We start from the raw sequence: 17957 nt of genomic DNA, 5'->3' as shown, positions 1-17957 counted from the left end.
GTGATACAATAAAATAAAGGTATAGAATAGTATTTTAACAAAACACAAATATTCCATACCTTATTCTTTATACTATTATAGTTACTTTTTTAAACTTCTATTGCGGCTTCTTAGTTCCTCTTTTTACAATTGTATTTAATGTTAAATAATTATCCGTTGATATATGCTCTCTATTCACTTCAACACCATTTTCATAAGTAACTTGATAAGCTTTTGCTTTATATCCTGTCATACCGCTTGATTTTATCTCTTCTTGTCCTTCAAGCAAGTTAGCATCATCTACATATTCTTTTTCAGGTGGGTATGTTTCTAATACTTCATTAACTAACTCATAAGTTTTACCACCTAAACCTGCTGGATCACCATAAATATTAAATGTTACAGCTCCTCCACCAACATATCCTTCTATATATACAGGGAAGTCATAGGTATTTACAAACTTATAGTCTATAACTCCATTTGCAACAGTAGCATCTAACCCAGGTTCTGAATAAGATACTATCATAGAATGATTCATTCTTTCTGTTGATCTTAAATTTGATCTCATAACAGCTCTATATAATGTAGTAGATACTTGGCAAATTCCTCCGCCATAATCTGGAACAATTTCTCCTCCAACATATGTATTAGCTATTTTATACCCTTTATCAGGAGTGGTGTCACCTATTAATCCATTGTAGCTAAATTCATCTCCTGGCATTAATAAAGTACCATTTATTATATCTGACGCTATTCTCATATTAGTAGTTCTTCCATCTCCATTATCTACATATGAACTGCTATAACTACTCATTCTTCCTGTTATTTTCTTTAAATCACTTTCTTTTATTCTTGCTAATGATTCTACTAAATCAAATTTTAATTCAATAATATCTGTTGGATCTCCATTAATATTTTCAACTAACTTATTGTGAAGTTCTTCTTCATTTATTTTTTTCCCAACTACATCAGGTGTAATAGATATATTTCCACTACTAATTGATATTTGTGCATCTTGTGGCTCAACATTTACTTCACTTTTTACTCTATCTTCAAATTCCTTTAATTTTCCTTCATCATAAACTAATTTTGCACTTATTTCATGCTCTTGTGCTTTATTTATCATCTTATTTTTAGCTGAAGTTTTTTCGTTCTTACCATAAGCTACTGCTTCTTCTGAAATAGCATTATAATCGTAGCTTGGTGTTATATCTGAGTATTTTAACTCAAGTTTTTTATCTTCTACTAAAACATCCAACTTCTTGTCCATAATTACACTAGGCAATTCTTTATTTAATTTTTCTGTTGCTTCTTCTTTTGTAAGTTCCCCAATATCAATTCCATATACACTTACACCTGGATAAACTTTACTTTCCCAACTTTTAACCTTGTTGCTTATTGTTATATTATATCCAATAATAGAAACTAAAATCACTGCTATAATTGCTGATATTATTATAATTGCTCTTTTATTTGTTGAATTTGTAGATTTATCATTTCCCATTTCATTTCCCTCCTATTTTGTACTTTTTGTAATTTCGCATTAACATTATTATAGTACTATTATATTATATTGTACCCATAAATTTAAGATTATTGTATAAATAAAATTGTAATTTTTTGTGACTTTTTGGTCTTATATTATAAATTAAAAAATCCAGCTTTCGCTGAATTTTTTAATTTATACTGTAACCTTTGTTCTCTTTTGAGAAGTTTCTCCATCATGATCAAAAGCTTCTATTGAAATAGTAATTGGACCTTTAGGAACAAATGGTAAATTAGTAGTTTTAACAGTAAATGACGTTGCATCTTTCTCTACTGTTCCTAAGTAATATCCATTTGCAAATAAATTATATCCTAATAAATCTACATCTGTGTTTTTACTCCATGTAATATCGATTTTATTTCCTACCTTAACAGCCTTTAATCCAGTTACTGCACGAGGTTGTACTAATAAATCTATACTATTTGGACCCCAGTTTGCATCAACTGGATTTCCAGTACCATTTACCTTTGCACCCTCACTATATTGCCATATTCTCCATTTCTTCCATCCGCCTACATTTGGTGGATATGGTGGATTAACAGGAACATTTGTATACATAGCTATCCATAAAGGCATATTTTTTAAAGGTTGACTTCCATCCGGCAACTTAAAATCATTATATAGCTCAACAAAAAATAATCCTGTATATAGCATTAACCTTCTTCTAGTTTTCTTTTCAAATCTCTTTCTAAACCTTTCAATCCAATCTATTAAAGCCTTTGTACTAATTTTATTATCTACTGGAGTTTCAACATCCACTACTGGAAATAAATCTCCATAATTTTTTTCCCCAAAGCCTTCTTGCAATATTCTTGCAAAGTCATCAGCTTGTGCATCTGCTGTATTTAAGTCATAAGATGGTACTGCAAAGTGATATGCTCCAACAGGTATTCCATATTGCCTTGAAGCCTTGGCAAACTCTAGAAATTTTTTATCAACTCTAAACTTCCCAGAGCCTGATCCTGAAGACCTTAAATATAGAAAATCTACTGTTTTTGCTAATGTAGGAAAATCAACACCTTGAGTATATTCATTTATGTCTATTCCAAATAAACTTTTAGGATTTTTATCTTGCATTTTGCCTCCAAAAAAAATAATACTCTTTATTAAAGTATTATTTTTTTGTATAAAGGTTACTTCTATTTAATGGTTTTTAATTTAATAAAGAAACTTATATCATTACCTACACATTCTGCCCATATAAGTCCACCATGTAGCTCTACTATGTTCTTAGATATTGCTAATCCTAATCCACTTCCCTTATTGCCAGAATTTCTAGCTTCATCTACTCTGTAGAATCTATCAAATAATCTTTCTATTTTTTCCTTTGGAATATGCTCTCCTCTGTTTCTTATAACAATATTAGCATACCCATTATTTTCATAAGCAGAAATTATTACTTGACCTGGCTTTAAGGAATACTTTATTGCGTTAGAAAATAAGTTTTCAAATACTCTAACAACCTTACCTGCATCCATTTCAACCATACATTTTTCATCAACTATTTTTTGCACAACCTCTAAGTTGTTTTCTTCAAATACAGGAATGTATTCTTCAATTAATTGTGATAAAAACTCTATAACATTAACCTTTGATTTATTTAAAGTTATCCCATTATTATTAAGCTTTGTATATTCAAACAAATCTTCAATTAACTCCTTAAGCTGATTTGATTTATTAAAAGCAATCTCCAAATATTCCCTCATCATTTTATCGTCTTCATATTTTCCATCTTTAACAAGGCCTATATATCCCATAACAGATGTTAAAGGCGTTCTTAAATCATGAGAAACATTGGTTATTAGTTCACTCTTTGTTTTTTCTGACTTTCTTTCATTATATATTCTAAGCTCTATTTCTTCAGCCATAGTATTTATATTTTCTGCTAAGTTTTTAATTTCATCTTTTCCTTTTTCTTCTATTCTGTAAGAAAGATCTCCTCTTGAGATTACTTCTACACCCTTAGCTATCTCATCAATATACTTCATTTTTCTATTTGTAATAATTATAAATGCAGAAATAAACACAAGTACTGATAAAACTAATGCTAAAAATGAATTGCTTATTTCATAGTATTCATAATCTATATAGGGTGTAGGAATCTTAGAATAAACTAAATATGATCTATTTTCACCTATTTTAACTGGATAAATAAGTATTTTTTCACCACCATCTTCAACTGGCGAATTACTTTTGTCTATAACAGCATAAATATCTAGCTTTTCTTTTATATCCCCATTAACACTATAATTAATATTTCCATCTAAATCGGTAATGTAAACCTTGGATTTAGCACTTATTGTTTCCTTAATTATTTTATTAATTTCATCCTTATTGTCACCACTATTTTCAACACGTGCTTCTCCTGTTGGCTGCATCTCCTCATATTCGTTAATACTATTTAAATTTTCAACTATTCTTTCCACATCTGATTGCATGCTACCGTAATCATACTGTAATATAGTTCTTGTTTCATTTCTTGCTAATAAATTATTAGCAAAACCGTAAAACATAAATGCTATAAGAAAACAAATTCCAAATACAACCATAAGCTCAAATCTTATGCTCTTTTCTATCTTTTTAAATATCCAATCTAATAATTCTTTAATTTTTAATCCTAGCCTTGAATTACTTATCTTATTTAATATTCTTATTAAAAAGTTATCTATTCTCTTTATAAAACTAACTTTTTCTTTTTTCTTACCTATCAATTTTATATCCTACTCCCCACACTGTTTTAATATACTTTGGCTTTCTAGGATCATCTTCAACCTTTTCTCTAACCTTTCTAATATGAACCATTACAGTATTATCAGATTGCATAAATTCCTGTTTCCAAACGCTGCTATATATATTTTCTATACTAAATACCTTTCCCCTATTTTGTCCTAATAACACTAATATATCGAATTCCGTTGGAGTAAGCTTTATTTCATTTCCATCTTTATAAACTTCGTGAGTATCTAGATTTATTGTTATTTCATCTATTTCTAATATGTTACTATTAAAAGTTTCCTCTTTCTTTTCAACATTAGCAACTTGATTAAATCTTTTATATCTTCTCAATTGTGATTTTACTCGTGCTACAAGCTCTAATGGATTGAATGGCTTAGTTAAATAATCATCAGCCCCTGTATTAAGACCTAATATCTTATCCATATCTTCAGACTTAGCTGATAACATTATTATAGGCATTTCTCTTTCTTCCCTTATCTTTAAACATGCCTCAATTCCATTCATCTTTGGCATCATTATATCTAAAACTATTAAATCTACCTCATTTGTTTTAAGAAGTAATAATGCTTCTTCTCCGTTTTCAGCTTTTAATGTTTCAAAACCTTCACTTTTTAAATATATCTCTACTAAATCCCTAATTTCTTTTTCATCATCTACAACTAAAATTCTTTCTCTACTCATTATTAACCCTCCTAACTTTTACAAACTAATTTTAACATATTTCTCAAACTACTTACCTTATTCTAAACATAAAATCTTAATTTTATCTCTCTTTAAATCTTAAAAATTCCTTAATAGATTATATATTTCTATTATTGACTTTATTTTATATAAAAAAGCACTATGATATCCAATAAAAACAGATTATCACAGTGCCTTCTTATTATGTTTTACTTAATCCAAAATAAGACTTATTCATTTTAACTATAATATTATAAATAGTTTCACCTAATATTATCATAACAAAATAATTTCCTAGCATATGAACTAAATCAAAAGGAATTCCCCTTAACCAATAAGTAAATGCAAAACCAAAATCTCCCATAATGGCATATGGCAGAGCATATAGTATTCCAAATAAAACCCCAAATGCTGCTGAGAAAATAGATAATGCTAAAAACTTTCTATTTATCCATCTTTTAAATATTAAAGTTAATAAAACTAGTGATGGCCATATCAATACATATCCCATCCACCAAGTTCCAAATCCATAAAATATTCCTTCCTCCAAAATAAATATTCCTATACTAAATACACTCTTTTTCCCATAAATCAATGTATATAGTATTACTAAAAGACTTACTATCTCTATATTAGGAAGAAAACTTAATGAAATTTGACTTATAAATAAAATAGACCCTAGTATTGAAAAGAGTACTATTTCCTTCGAATTTAATTTCATATTACCACCCATTTTTAAGTATTAATTCAAATTTATCTCCGTCTTTTATTATAATATCATCTACACCAACTTGAGCATTTTCTCCATCAACAGTAATATTCCACCACTGCTGTTTTTCACTATCTGCCTTAATATTATCTACTGTATGAATAAATCTAGCTCCTTGAGATTTATCATACAATATTAATCCTTGTTCATCTAATGCATCTCCTAAATTTCCTGTATCAGTTGTAAAAACATGTTCCTTTGAATAATTAGTCGCTTCATTATTAACAGTAACACTTATTTTCTTACTTCCCTCTACAGCTTTTTCTTTTAAAAGACTATTGTATGAAAATATTCCAACTACACATACTAATAAAACTATTATTGAAACAATTATTGTTTTTTTATTTTTCATTTTTAATTCCCCCCGATAATATTATTTATCAAAAATTAAATTTATTTCTCACCTACTTTCTCTTTACTTAAACCTCATTAATAAATCATTTGTATCCTAATCAATTGCTTTTAATATTTAATTTAAATACTTTGTAAAATAAAAAAACTACTCTGAGAAAATCAGAATAGCTATATGCATAAATTTAATCTTTTAGATTATTACTTACTTAATAATAACCTATATAAATTAACTTAATGATTATATAACATCTTCCCCATATCCTCGTAGATAAGATATTATAATATAAGTAGGTCTTCTGACTTAAAACTTAATCATATTTTACACCTTCCCAATTAACTCAGTGGTATACGTAAAACACTAATTTATTACAGCGGCGAGTACCGTGTGAGATTTTCACTCAACTTCCCTAGCCTTATATTATTAATATTTAATTATGTATTATTTTATACAATTTTTTTAAAATAGAAGTGTATTATAAAATTTTATTGTGATGCCCAATCTGCTGGATAAGTTACATATATAAATCTAGCATGATTAGGTACTGAGAACTTTATCTTACTTCCTTTTGGAATTAATATTAATTCCCCTGGGTCTGCTGATACTTTTCTCCCATCTACTACAATATCTAAATGTCCTTCAATTACATAATCTATTTCATCATAATTAAGTGTCCAATCAAAAGTAGTTTCTCTCATTTCCATTATACCACATCCAAGTCTTGGACTTTCCTCTAATGAAAATAAATCTTTAGTATAAACTTCATCAGTAACTACACCAGTATCTAATCTATTAGATTGATCTACCTTTACTGTTGGCACTTGAACAGACGTTATTCCACTTATATCTCTATGCTTTTTAAAATCTTCTGCTGAAACTGAAGTTGTTCCACCTAATTTTTCTTCAATAATTTGTCTTACTAGTTTTTCTAAAACAGATTTATCTAAGTCTTTCTTATCCATATTATGCTTTTTCCTTTCCTAATGTTTTTTTAGCAATAAACATAGCAACTATAACAGCTGTTATTCCACCAACTAATTTTCCTACTATCATAGGGAAAATCATAGTTGAATTAAATCCTGCGGTAAATCCCAAGTGATCACCAAATACAAAGGCTGCTGAAACTGCAAATGCAACATTTAGTATTTTACCTTTATCATCCATATCCTTCATCATTCCAAACATTGGAATACTATTAGCTAAGCTTGCAACCATTCCTGCTGCTGCAACATCATTCATTCCAAGTACTTTTCCTAATGCCATTAAAGGTTTCTTAAATACTTTAGTAATTACTAAAACTAATGGGAATGCTCCCGCTAAAACTATTGCAATGTCTCCAACTATAGCAATTCCGTCATGTATTGGATTCATTCCAGGTATTACAACAATTCCTGTTAATGCTTCAATAATTGCTGCTGCTAATCCAATAGTAATAACTACTACTACTCCTTTTCCAAACCAAGTAAATCCAGTTATCATGGCTTTTTCAAAAAATGCTAACCCAAGGGATATTAATATAGCAAAAAGTATTATAGGTACTAAGTTTTTAATAACCATCATAAATGGAAAACCTGCTACTAATCCTCCTGCTAAACATCCTAAAGGTATTGTGATAACACCTGCTAATATTCCAGTTGCTAAGAACTTTTGATCTTTAGGTTGAATTATTCCTAAGGCAACAGGAATAGTAAATACTATTGTTGGTCCCATCATTGCACCTACAATTAATCCACCAAATAAACCAGCATCTGCTGTAAGTGCTAATTCTGCTGCTAATGGTGCTCCACCCATATCATTTGCAAGTAAAGAACCTGCAAACATAGCTGGGTCTGCACCTAACATATTGAATAGTGGTACTACTACCGGTTTCAATATTACAGCTAATACAGGTGCTAAACTAATAACTCCAACCATAGCAAGTGCTAAGGACCCCATTGCCATAATACCTTCTTCAAATTTTTCTCCTAAGCCAAACTTATTGCCAATAATTTTATCTATAGCTCCTAACGCCATAAAAATTACCATAATATATATAATAATTTCATTTATTCCCATAATTATAACTCCTTTCTATCAAGTTAACATTGATATAAGTTGCAAGTCCGGTGAAGGTATTACAGATATATTAATAATCTTTTTTGTATTTATAGAGTTATTTAATATAATAAATCCATTTTCTATATCACTTACGTCACCAGAAATAATAAAAATTAATTTACCGCCTACCCCAAAAGCTAATTTTAATCTTATAACATCTACACTAGCTTCTTTTAAAACTTTATCTAAAGCTCTAATTCCACTACATACACTTGATGTTTCAACTATACCAATTGCATTACTTTCATATTTTTTACATTTATTTTTTAAAGCATCTATTATTTGTATATGAACAGCATTTAAAACAAAGCTATCTATTATAGTTCCCTCACCTTCTTCTAATCCAGCTTCTATTGCTTCTTTAACTTCTCCTTCATTTCCACAAACTATTGTTAGAAGTCTTCCTGGACAAATACTCTTGAAGTATATTAACTCTACGCTAGCTTTTTTTAATACTGTATCTGTTACTTTTATTCCATTTCCAATGCTTTTGAATTCTATAGCCCCTATACTTCTATTCATCTTGCACCTCTATTGAATCTATAATTCCTACAATAGCAGAATCAATAGGTACTTCCCGATTTCCTATGGACTGCCTCGCAGAGCCTCCTTGGGTTATTAATACTAGATCACCAGTCCCAGCTCCAACTATGTCAGCTGCAACAAAAAAACCTTCTAATTCTTGATTATTTTCCTTTATAAGCCTAACTACAAGGAATTTTTGCCCATTTAGCTTTTCATCTTTTCTAGTAGACCACAACCTTCCCACTACTTTTCCAATAACCATTTAATACCCTCCATTAATTTTTAATAATATTTATATTGTTTATTCTTATAAAATCATTAGCTAAAGGCGTAATTATGCTTTTTTTATCTACAAAAATTACTCGTGATCCACTCATATATATTTTTCTTAAGTCAGCTTCTGAAATTAATTTTTTATTTCTAATTTCACCGCTTTTTTCACTTTCACCAACATTATTAACCAAAGGTAATCTTTCTAAAGAACTACTATTTAATAATTTATTTTCTATATTTGATGATTGTATTATTTCCACTCCAAAGTTAATTAGCTTATCTTCAAATTCTAAATATTTATTATATAATGCTTTTGGAGCTGTATTTTTATATTTTCTATAATGTAATCCATCTTCTAATACATATACTTTTTTACCACTCATCAACATTTTAATAATGAAATATTCACTTTTTGTTGTTGTAGTTAAATTAGCTAAATTAGCCATTCCTTTTATACAAAGAAATGGAACTATTACTACATCACAATCTTTTATATTTTCATTATATTGAACTATAGAATACGTATTATCAACTATGTTAAAAGAGTTATTATCTTTATTTTCTCCAATAACAACAGCTAATTTATTCTTCCCACTATTCTTAGGAGATTCTTTTATTTTCTTATAAACTTCTTCAACAATCAAATCTACAATATTATCAAAGTTCATGCCATTACCTCCTAAGATTTATTTTAGTATTTTACACATAGTACCTTTACCATATCCACAAGCATTAGCTTCATCATAGTCTATATGCATATATGTTTTAAAATTAGGACTTACTCTCATTACTACATCATCAAATATAAGTGGTCTAGCTCCCATAACTTCAACCTTAACTATTTCTTTATCTCTAACATTGAACTTTTCTGCATCTTCTGGAGTTATATGTATATGTCTCTTAGCTACTATTACTCCCTTTTCTAATACAATAGATTCATTTCCATTGCTAATACTTATACCTGGTGTATTATCTATAAAACCACTTTCTTTCACTGGTGCTTTTATACCTAAAATTAATCCATCTGTTAATGATACTTCCACTTGTGTTTCTTTTCTTGGAGGTCCTAATACTACAACATTTGATATTGTTCCTTTTGGCCCTGTTATATTTACACGCTCTTTACAAGCATATTGTCCTGGTTGAGATAAATCTTTGATTTTAGTTAAAACATGACCTTTTCCAAAAAGAATATCAATATGTTCTTGGCATAAATGAATATGTCTACCTGATGCCTCTACTTCAATATATAATTCTTTTTTTATTCTTTTTACTACTTCTTCAACAATACTATCTAATACTGCTATGCTCATGATATCCTCCTTTTAGTTATATTCCCCAGTTCTAAACTTAAATATCATTATCCATAATAAGGATGATAATCTATTCAAAGCCTTAATAATATCATTTCTACTTACAGATCCATATTCATCTTTAAATGCTTTATATGCTAAAAGTTCTGTTTCTCTTATTTGTGTTCTAATACTATTTAATGCAACTACTACTTCACCCATTTTATAAGTTGGCATTTCATGACCAATTCCAAAATATTTCTGTGGATGATGTGATTTTTCTCTAAGCTCTGCTGCATTCATTCCTTGCAAGAAGAATTCTTTCACAGGTTCTTCTAAAACTTCACATCTTACTAAATTTCCAACGAAATCTAAAACTTCTTGTAATGCATCAACTAGTTTATGTATGTTTAATTTATGAGCTAGTATTTGTACTTCTAAAATTTTAGCTTCTAAAGAATCTAAACGCCCTCTTAAAACTATCCTTTTATGATCTTTAAAAACTAATAAATTACCGTATAAATGCGTCATATATTCAGGCTTTTCATTTAAGTTAACTCCAAATACAGTTTCATACTTAAAGTTACTATTATTAGCTTCATTATTAATATTTTTATTTTCCATACTATCACTTAAGGAATTAACATACTTTAATGAAATATTATGCTCTGTTAAATACGACTTAGCAGATGGCGTAATTATGCATCCTTTTAAGATTTCAAATTCTTTAATATCTGTTAATTCCTTGTCCTTTAACTTCTTTCTAATTTCATTTTCAGTTATTAACGACATCCATTCACATCCCTTTTAGATATGCAAGATGTACTGCTATTTACAGTACATCTTTTTTATCTAACCTTCCTATTGTGCACCCTTTGGTAGAATTGCATCTACTTCAAAATGTGGTCTTGGAATAACGTGTACTGAAATAAGTTCTCCAACTCTTTCAGCAGCAGCTGCTCCAGCATCTGTTGCTGCTTTAACTGCACCAACGTCGCCTCTTACCATTACAGTAACTAATCCTCCACCAACTTGTTCTTTACCTACTAGTTGAACATTAGCTGCCTTAACCATTGCATCTGCAGCTTCAATAGCTCCAACTAATCCTTTTGTTTCAATCATTCCTAATGCATTTGCTGTTACCATTTTAAATTCCTCCTTATTTTTTGTTTTTACTCAATAATTAGTAATAAAAAGATAATTCCAAAATAAATTCTATTTCAATTCATCTATTATTCTCTTTACTAAATAATCAATTAATACAGCTTCATTTCCGGAACCTGTGCTAGTAAATATTGAATCTGATCCACATGAATTACATGTTCCTGTTCCTCTAAGTTCTTCTAATTCTCTTATTCCATAAGCCACTTTTTTAATATTAATTAAGTTTAATGGGCCTACATTTTCTGAAGTTGCACTACCACCAATAGCACCACAGCCTAATGTTAATGCTGGAGCTAGATTAACTGTTGCTCCTATTCCTCCTAATGCTCCTGGACTATTTACTGGTATTCTAGATACAGGCATTCTTAATGCAAACTTCTTAACAACTTCTTTATCTGCAGCATGAATCATAAAACTATGTCCTGCTCCCTCATTTAATAATATTTTTCTACACTTTTCACATGCAGCATCAAGGCTATCTTCAACATAAAAAGCAAGTATAGGCGCTAGTTTTTCTCTTGAATATGGTACATTGTGCCCAACTTCAGTTTCTCTAGCAATAAGTACTTTAGCACTTGATGGAATATTATTTAAGTTAGCTAATTTAGCAATATGTTCAACGCTCTTTCCTACAATTTGAGGATTCATAGAGCCATTTGCTCTCATTATAAATTTAGATAATTGCTTACTTTCTTCTTCATTTAAGAAATATCCACCTTGTTTCTTAAATTCTTCTACAACTTGGTTTTCAATTGACTTTTCTATAACTACAGATTGCTCTGATGCACAAATTGTTCCATTATCAAAAGTCTTTGAATCTATTATTCTCTTTACAGCTAAGCTAATATTTGCACTCTTATCTATAAATCCTGGACCATTTCCTGCTCCAACACCAAGTGCTGGGTTTCCTGATGAATATGCAGCTTTAACCATAGCTGCTCCTCCAGTAGCAAGAATTATAGCAGTATCATTATTCTTCATTAAAGCTTCTGTAGCTTGAAGTGTCGGCACTGATATACAACCAATTGCCCCTTCTGGACATCCTGCTCTATGTGCTGCCTCAGATATTACTTTTACTGTTTCTAATATACAGTTTTTAGCTCCTGGATGTGGTGAAAATACTATTGAATTTGCTCCCTTTAAGGAAATCATAGCTTTATATATTACTGTAGATGTTGGATTAGTTGAAGGAACTATACCTGCAACAACTCCCATAGGAACTCCAATATCCATTGTTTGTAACTCAGCATTTTCAGATATTATCCCAACAGTTTTAATATCCTTTAAACTTTCATAAACGCTTCTTGCAGCAAAAGTATTTTTTAATATTTTATCTTGCCATTTTCCAAATCCAGTTTCTTCACTTGCCATTTTTGCAAGCTTTTCTGCATTGTCAAATCCAGCATCTGATATTGCTTTTACTATTTTATCTATTTGCTCTTGAGTCATTTCAGCAAGTTTCTCTTGAGCTTCCTTTGCTTTTTTTATTAAGTTTCTAACCTCTTGAATAGAAACTAAATCCTTATCATTAAGTTGCACTATTTTTCACCCTCTTCTTTATACTGTAATAATATGTTTATTAATTCATCCTTACGTGCAAACTTTATTTGTTTATTGGTCATTGTTGCAATATTCAATTTTCTTACAAGGCTTCTTAATTCATCTACCTTTAATAAATTATAATATTCACTTGTTTTTTCACTTAATGACCTTTCTACTTTTTCATCTTCTTCCTCTTTCGTTATGCCCGTATTTTCTTCTTTTTTAATTTCTTCATTAGAAATATTTTCTTGTATTTCTATAACTTCATCTTTTTCAACATCTGTATTTAAATTATTAGAACTATAAATTAATAAATCTTGCTCACTTTCTTCTTCTCCAACTACTGAAGGAGGGTTTTCTTTATTCATTGTAGGGAATAACTTTGCAACTTCATTATTAAGCCTTGGAATGACATGAGCTGCCCTTAAAAGACCTAATTTTTCTGCCGCCATTTTACCAGCATCTACTGAAGCCTTTACAGCTCCAACATCTCCTGTTATTTGAACATTTGTTATTCCTGCATTTACTATTTCTAACCCAATCAATTTAACATTTGCAGCCTTTAATGCAGCATCAGCAGCTTCTATTGCTGCAAGATAACCATTTACTTCTATTAATCCTAAAGCATTCATCTAATATTGCCTTATTAATAGCTTCTTGGTTCGTTAGCAACTGATTTAACAGCTTCTGCAAATGCATCGCATGCAGCCTTACATGCTGATTGAGAACCTGAAAGTAGTGCTCCACCAAAATTTGTTTCAGTTGGTGGTCCAAAGAATTGTTTTAATTGTACATCTGCTGCCTTTAATGCTGCATCTAATCCATACATTGCTTCTAATGGAGGTGCTACAAGATAAGCAATAGCTTCACCTTCTGCTACTCCTGCTACCTTTGATAAATATGTACCTGTTCTTGAAACACAGTATGCATAGTAAGCAATTGAATTATCTTCATTAGCACTAGTAAAATGAGCTCCATTTTCCATGAAATCAAGTGCTGCATTTAATCCACTTCTAACTTCAGCAGGACTAGGTCCTCCAATTATTCCGATTACCTCACCAGCTAACTTTGTTGAAGCATTTGCTGATCCTGCATACATTGATTTTGCATAAACAACTTCTACTTCTGAAGCCTTCGTTGCTTCATCTAAAGCTGTATATGTAACATCATCGATATCTGCTGTAATTAATCCTAAACTTTTATGCTCTGGACCAAGTTCTAGTACTTTAGCCAATTCTGGACTTACATTTGAAATTATTTTTACACTCAACACCGTTGGGCGAATTGCTTCATTAATCACAACTAACTCCTCCTATGATTTTAAATCTATTCCTGATGCTTTCTTATCTAACATTGTCTTAATTAATTCTGCTATATGTGCACCTGCTTCAACCGGAGGTGTTCCACCTCTATGAATATTAGATATAACTGTTCTCCTAGCTTCAGGCATATTTGCTGTTGGTTTATATGCTATATACGCACTCATAGATTCTGCTGTTACAAGCCCTGGTCTTTCACCTACTAATAAGCATACAACCTCTGCACCTGTAGCATCTCCTATAGCATCCATTGATGCAACTCTACAATGTTTTATAAATAAGATATCTCCAATTTCAACACCAAACATTTTTAATCCCTGTTTTATTGATGGTACAATATCTCTTAAATTAGCTTCTATAGCTGCTGAACTTAATCCATCTCCTACAGCTAATATTACCTTTGGATTTCCTCCAAATTTTTCTTTTATTAATTTTAAAGTTTGTTCATCAAATTTTCTTCCTAAGTCTGGACGTGTTATATACTCATCCTTATCTTTACATAATGTATTTACAGCAATAAGATTGTTTGCCTTTATAAAATCTTCTGATACATATGAGAATACTGAATCCTGTGCAGCTGCATGGTCTGCTCTTACTCTTAAAGCCGTAATAGTTCTATATCTTGCTCCTGTTCTTCCTATACCTAATCTAGCAGGAGTTCTTTCCTTCATTTTTAGGTATCCTTCTACATCCTTAGGATTTTCTACTAATAATTGTTTCTTAAGATCTATTTGTGTAACATCATCTATACATCCATCTTCATCTACTAATGTTCCACTTATAGGGCTAAGAACTTTATCTTGCTTTGTATCTACAGTTCCTTTACTAACCATTTCCACTAATAATTTTTCGACCATTGATTTTAATTCTTGTTCATTCATAACTCATTCCCCCCTATCCTAAAAATATTGAGGCGTCGCCTGCTAATTTAGTTAATTTTCCATTTTCCATGAATCCCATCTTTTCCATCCATTGTTCGAATTCCTTTATTGGTTTTAATCCAAACATTTCTCTTAAAGATGCTGTTTCATGGTATCCTGTTGTTTGATAATTAAGCATTATATCGTCTCCATGTGGAATACCCATAAAGTATGTGCATCCAGCAGTAGTTAATAATACTGATAAATCTTCTATATCATTTTGGTCAGCCTTCATATGATTTGTGTAACATGCATCACAGCCCATTGGTAATCCTGAAAGTTTACCCATGAAGTGGTCTTCTAATCCTGCTCTAATTACTTGTTTAGAGTTATATAAATATTCTGGTCCTATAAAACCAACAACTGTATTTACTAAGAATGGTTCATACTTCTTTGCAAATCCATAACATCTTGCTTCCATAGTTACCTGGTCAGTGTCATAGTGTGCTTCTGAAGAAAGTTCTGAACCTTGCCCTGTTTCAAAGTACATAACATTTGGTCCTGTAGCAGTTCCTTGAGATAATGCTAATTGTCTAGCTTCCTCAATAGTAGCTCCATTAAATCCAAATGCTTCATTTCCCTTTTCAGAACCTGCAATTGATTGGAATATAAGGTCTGTTGGAGCCCCTTTTCTTATTGCTTCCATTTGTGTTGTAACATGAGCTAAAACACAGTTTTGAGTTGGAATTTCCCATTTTTGCTTAAACTCTTCAAATCTTTTTAATACCTTCGTAACACTTTCTACTGAGTCATCAACTGGGTTTAATCCAAGCACAGCATCTCCTATTCCATACGTTAAACCTTCCATTAATGATGCTGTTATTCCATCTGGGTCATCAGTTGGATGGTTTGGTTGAAGTCTTGCTGATAAAGTTCCAGCTTCTCCTATTGTAGTGTTACAATGAGCTGTAACCTTTATCTTTCTAGCTCCATAAATTAAATCCATATTAGACATAATCTTAGCTACCGCTGCAACCATTTCTGATGTTAATCCCCTAGATATCCTTCTTAAATCCACCCCTGTAGTGCTATCAGATAATATCCATTCTCTCAACTCTGATACAGTCCAGTTTTTTATTTCTTCATATATCTTTTCATTAACCCCATCTTGAATTATTCTTGTTACTTCATCTATTTCATAAGGAACAGCTGGATTATTTCTTAAATCAGATAATATAAAGTTTGATAATACCACCTTTGCTGCAACTCTTTCTTCTGCTGATGTAGCAGCCACTCCTGCAAGTCTATCTCCTGATTTCTCTTCATTAGCTTTTGCCATTACATCTTTAACAGATTTAAATTGATATACTTTTCCAAATAGTTTTGTTTTTAATATCACAATAATCCTCCTTCCATTAGTTAAATACTAATGTCTTTATCACTACTGGTAATACTTTTCCTGTGGCTAATGGTTTTCCTATATCTATGTAATCTCCATTTTCAACCTTAATGCCATCAATACAAACAATATCTTTTTTGTATTCCATTAAGGCATATATTGCCTGACCTAATACCTTAGCCATATCATTTTCTACTATTACTATTAAAGGTAATTCTTTATTTATTAACTCCTCCATTCCTTTTACAAGTCCTTTCGCGACTTCTTGAACTTCTAAAAATGAAGGATTTTTATTTCCATTTATAGCTATTGCAACTCTTTGCAAGTCACTTTCTAACTTAAACCAGTCAATTTTACTTCTTACTGCATTAGCTAATACTTCCGCTCCATTACTTTCATCTTCATAAGATAGCTTAAGAACTGGAAGATTTTTTATAGGAAAGTTTTCTTGTGTATATGTAATAGTACTTCCACTTATTTCAGTGGTATGTGAACCTGCTCCTACAACTGTAGCCCTTATGGTTTCTACAGATTTTATAAGTTTTAAAGACGTACATAAATTTGAACTTTTTATTTCTTGGCCTAATAAAATTCCTATATCACCATATTTAAAATAATCATCAATAATACCGTCATAGTATATATAATCAGCTACCCCTCCTGAGAAAGAGATACACTTTATTTCTTCATTTAGTTCTATGGATTTATTAGTTACTATAATATTAAATAAATTACTTTTTGGCTTTACGCCTACACTTTCTTCTAGCAAGGTTACCATTTCCCTTACTATTGGCTTAAGACTATTTACAGTTGCCTTATCTCCTAAAGATATATTTAGCCCCTTTTCATCAATAACTTTTTTAATTTTAGGTGCTATATAAATAATTTCCTTGCTTTGTGGATCTAATTTTATTAACCGCCCACCTATATCTAAGCAACCTGTTTCTTTAAGATCACCTCTAGTAAATAAAGCTAAGTTCGAAGTACCACCTCCAATATCTATGTTTACAACACTTGTTGAGTGCTCTTTAGAATAAGTATGTGCGCCAGCACCTTTTGCAGATATAATACTTTCTAAATCTGGACCAGCTGTAGCAACAACAAAGTCTCCTGCAAATCCACTTAAACTATGTAGTACATCATTTGCATTTTCCTTACGAGCTGTTTCACCTGTAATAATTACTGCTCCAGTTTTTATATTTTCCTTCTTTATGCCTGCTTTTATGTATTCTTTTTCAACAATATCTTTTACTCCTTGAGCATCAATTTCTGTTAATGACATTAATGGTGTAAAATATATTTCACTGCGATAAATAATTTCTTTATCTACAATAGATATTCTTGGTATAGTAAAGTTTGAAGCAGTATTTTCTACTATTAGCTTTGAAAATACTAATTGGGTGGTACTTGTTCCAATATCAAT

20 protein-coding genes and 1 riboswitch are annotated in these 17957 nt (G+C 30.5%); all 20 genes read right to left on the bottom strand.

Annotation, left to right across the window (positions count from 1 at the left end):
- Positions 1-97: 97 nt before the first annotated feature.
- Positions 98-1483: a VanW family protein gene (locus tag ACRDBA_RS05995; protein ID WP_438572019.1), complete on the bottom strand. Its 1386-nt coding sequence runs from the start codon at positions 1481-1483 to the stop codon at positions 98-100.
- Positions 1484-1660: 177 nt separating this feature from the next.
- A complete protein-coding gene (locus tag ACRDBA_RS05990; RefSeq protein WP_438572018.1) occupies positions 1661-2602 on the bottom strand; it encodes a GH25 family lysozyme in 942 nt (313 codons plus the stop codon).
- A 62-nt stretch (positions 2603-2664) separates the two neighbouring features.
- Positions 2665-4236 (bottom strand): ATP-binding protein, encoded by a 1572-nt coding sequence (locus tag ACRDBA_RS05985; RefSeq protein ID WP_438572017.1) that lies wholly within the window; start codon positions 4234-4236, stop codon positions 2665-2667.
- Entirely contained in the window at positions 4226-4942 is a 717-nt protein-coding gene (locus ACRDBA_RS05980; protein WP_438572016.1) for a response regulator transcription factor, read from the bottom strand. The genes ACRDBA_RS05985 and ACRDBA_RS05980 overlap by 11 nt, the downstream gene beginning before the upstream one ends.
- A gap of 202 nt (positions 4943-5144) precedes the next feature.
- Positions 5145-5663, bottom strand: a complete 519-nt coding sequence (locus ACRDBA_RS05975) for a hypothetical protein (RefSeq protein WP_438572015.1) — start codon at positions 5661-5663, stop codon at positions 5145-5147.
- 1 nt (position 5664) lies between these two features.
- Positions 5665-6063, bottom strand: a complete 399-nt coding sequence (locus ACRDBA_RS05970; RefSeq protein ID WP_438572014.1) for a DUF4430 domain-containing protein — start codon at positions 6061-6063, stop codon at positions 5665-5667.
- 271 nt (positions 6064-6334) lie between these two features.
- Positions 6335-6497: riboswitch (cobalamin riboswitch) on the bottom strand.
- Positions 6498-6548: 51 nt separating this feature from the next.
- Complete coding sequence (locus ACRDBA_RS05965) at positions 6549-7025, bottom strand: cupin domain-containing protein (RefSeq protein ID WP_438572013.1); 477 nt, start codon at positions 7023-7025, stop codon at positions 6549-6551.
- Between the two features lies 1 nt (position 7026).
- Entirely contained in the window at positions 7027-8118 is a 1092-nt protein-coding gene (gene eutH, locus ACRDBA_RS05960; RefSeq protein WP_438572012.1) for an ethanolamine utilization protein EutH, read from the bottom strand.
- Between the two features lie 18 nt (positions 8119-8136).
- Positions 8137-8682 (bottom strand): BMC domain-containing protein, encoded by a 546-nt coding sequence (locus ACRDBA_RS05955; protein ID WP_438572011.1) that lies wholly within the window; start codon positions 8680-8682, stop codon positions 8137-8139.
- Positions 8675-8947 (bottom strand): EutN/CcmL family microcompartment protein, encoded by a 273-nt coding sequence (locus ACRDBA_RS05950; protein WP_438572010.1) that lies wholly within the window; start codon positions 8945-8947, stop codon positions 8675-8677. The genes ACRDBA_RS05955 and ACRDBA_RS05950 overlap by 8 nt, the downstream gene beginning before the upstream one ends.
- A 13-nt stretch (positions 8948-8960) precedes the next feature.
- The gene (locus ACRDBA_RS05945) at positions 8961-9626 is read right to left on the bottom strand and encodes a TIGR02536 family ethanolamine utilization protein (RefSeq protein ID WP_438572009.1); all 666 of its coding nucleotides are present in this window, start codon (positions 9624-9626) and stop codon (positions 8961-8963) included.
- 18 nt (positions 9627-9644) lie between these two features.
- The gene (gene eutD, locus ACRDBA_RS05940; protein WP_438572008.1) at positions 9645-10271 is read right to left on the bottom strand and encodes an ethanolamine utilization phosphate acetyltransferase EutD; all 627 of its coding nucleotides are present in this window, start codon (positions 10269-10271) and stop codon (positions 9645-9647) included.
- Positions 10272-10283: 12 nt separating this feature from the next.
- On the bottom strand, positions 10284-11042 hold the full coding sequence (locus ACRDBA_RS05935) for a cobalamin adenosyltransferase (protein WP_438572007.1): 759 nt from the start codon (positions 11040-11042) through the stop codon (positions 10284-10286).
- Positions 11043-11111: 69 nt separating this feature from the next.
- Positions 11112-11396 (bottom strand): ethanolamine utilization microcompartment protein EutM, encoded by a 285-nt coding sequence (eutM, locus tag ACRDBA_RS05930; RefSeq protein WP_438572006.1) that lies wholly within the window; start codon positions 11394-11396, stop codon positions 11112-11114.
- A 69-nt stretch (positions 11397-11465) separates the two neighbouring features.
- Positions 11466-12953 (bottom strand): acetaldehyde dehydrogenase (acetylating), encoded by a 1488-nt coding sequence (locus tag ACRDBA_RS05925; RefSeq protein ID WP_438572005.1) that lies wholly within the window; start codon positions 12951-12953, stop codon positions 11466-11468.
- The gene (locus tag ACRDBA_RS05920) at positions 12953-13588 is read right to left on the bottom strand and encodes a BMC domain-containing protein (RefSeq protein ID WP_438572004.1); all 636 of its coding nucleotides are present in this window, start codon (positions 13586-13588) and stop codon (positions 12953-12955) included. Before ACRDBA_RS05920 ends, ACRDBA_RS05925 begins: the two co-directional genes overlap by 1 nt.
- A 14-nt stretch (positions 13589-13602) precedes the next feature.
- Complete coding sequence (gene eutL / locus ACRDBA_RS05915) at positions 13603-14256, bottom strand: ethanolamine utilization microcompartment protein EutL (RefSeq protein WP_438572003.1); 654 nt, start codon at positions 14254-14256, stop codon at positions 13603-13605.
- A gap of 12 nt (positions 14257-14268) precedes the next feature.
- The gene (eutC, locus tag ACRDBA_RS05910) at positions 14269-15156 is read right to left on the bottom strand and encodes an ethanolamine ammonia-lyase subunit EutC (protein WP_438572002.1); all 888 of its coding nucleotides are present in this window, start codon (positions 15154-15156) and stop codon (positions 14269-14271) included.
- 13 nt (positions 15157-15169) lie between these two features.
- Entirely contained in the window at positions 15170-16534 is a 1365-nt protein-coding gene (locus tag ACRDBA_RS05905; RefSeq protein ID WP_438572001.1) for an ethanolamine ammonia-lyase subunit EutB, read from the bottom strand.
- Between the two features lie 16 nt (positions 16535-16550).
- Positions 16551-17957: ethanolamine ammonia-lyase reactivating factor EutA (gene eutA / locus ACRDBA_RS05900; protein ID WP_438572000.1), on the bottom strand; the 1407-nt coding region annotated here is incomplete at its 5' end.

Origin of the sequence: Clostridium sp. (assembly GCF_051654825.1) — a bacterium.
Classification (GTDB): domain Bacteria; phylum Bacillota; class Clostridia; order Clostridiales; family Clostridiaceae; genus Clostridium.
This window is presented reverse-complemented; position numbering and strand designations above follow the sequence as displayed.

Excerpts from the sequence above, each read along its gene's own strand:
- ACRDBA_RS05935 (WP_438572007.1), bottom strand. The coding sequence starts at position 11,042 with ATGTCGTTAATAACTGAAAATGAAATTAGAAAGAAGTTAAAGGACAAG.
- eutD (WP_438572008.1), bottom strand. The coding sequence starts at position 10,271 with ATGAGCATAGCAGTATTAGATAGTATTGTTGAAGAAGTAGTAAAAAGA.
- eutH (WP_438572012.1), bottom strand. The coding sequence starts at position 8,118 with ATGGGAATAAATGAAATTATTATATATATTATGGTAATTTTTATGGCG.
- ACRDBA_RS05945 (WP_438572009.1), bottom strand. The coding sequence starts at position 9,626 with ATGAACTTTGATAATATTGTAGATTTGATTGTTGAAGAAGTTTATAAG.
- ACRDBA_RS05965 (WP_438572013.1), bottom strand. The coding sequence starts at position 7,025 with ATGGATAAGAAAGACTTAGATAAATCTGTTTTAGAAAAACTAGTAAGA.
- eutC (WP_438572002.1), bottom strand. The coding sequence starts at position 15,156 with ATGAATGAACAAGAATTAAAATCAATGGTCGAAAAATTATTAGTGGAA.
- ACRDBA_RS05980 (WP_438572016.1), bottom strand. The coding sequence starts at position 4,942 with ATGAGTAGAGAAAGAATTTTAGTTGTAGATGATGAAAAAGAAATTAGG.
- eutM (WP_438572006.1), bottom strand. The coding sequence starts at position 11,396 with ATGGTAACAGCAAATGCATTAGGAATGATTGAAACAAAAGGATTAGTT.
- ACRDBA_RS05970 (WP_438572014.1), bottom strand. The coding sequence starts at position 6,063 with ATGAAAAATAAAAAAACAATAATTGTTTCAATAATAGTTTTATTAGTA.
- ACRDBA_RS05920 (WP_438572004.1), bottom strand. The coding sequence starts at position 13,588 with ATGAATGCTTTAGGATTAATAGAAGTAAATGGTTATCTTGCAGCAATA.
- ACRDBA_RS05950 (WP_438572010.1), bottom strand. The coding sequence starts at position 8,947 with ATGGTTATTGGAAAAGTAGTGGGAAGGTTGTGGTCTACTAGAAAAGAT.
- ACRDBA_RS05995 (WP_438572019.1), bottom strand. The coding sequence starts at position 1,483 with ATGGGAAATGATAAATCTACAAATTCAACAAATAAAAGAGCAATTATA.
- ACRDBA_RS05955 (WP_438572011.1), bottom strand. The coding sequence starts at position 8,682 with ATGAATAGAAGTATAGGGGCTATAGAATTCAAAAGCATTGGAAATGGA.
- ACRDBA_RS05975 (WP_438572015.1), bottom strand. The coding sequence starts at position 5,663 with ATGAAATTAAATTCGAAGGAAATAGTACTCTTTTCAATACTAGGGTCT.
- ACRDBA_RS05990 (WP_438572018.1), bottom strand. The coding sequence starts at position 2,602 with ATGCAAGATAAAAATCCTAAAAGTTTATTTGGAATAGACATAAATGAA.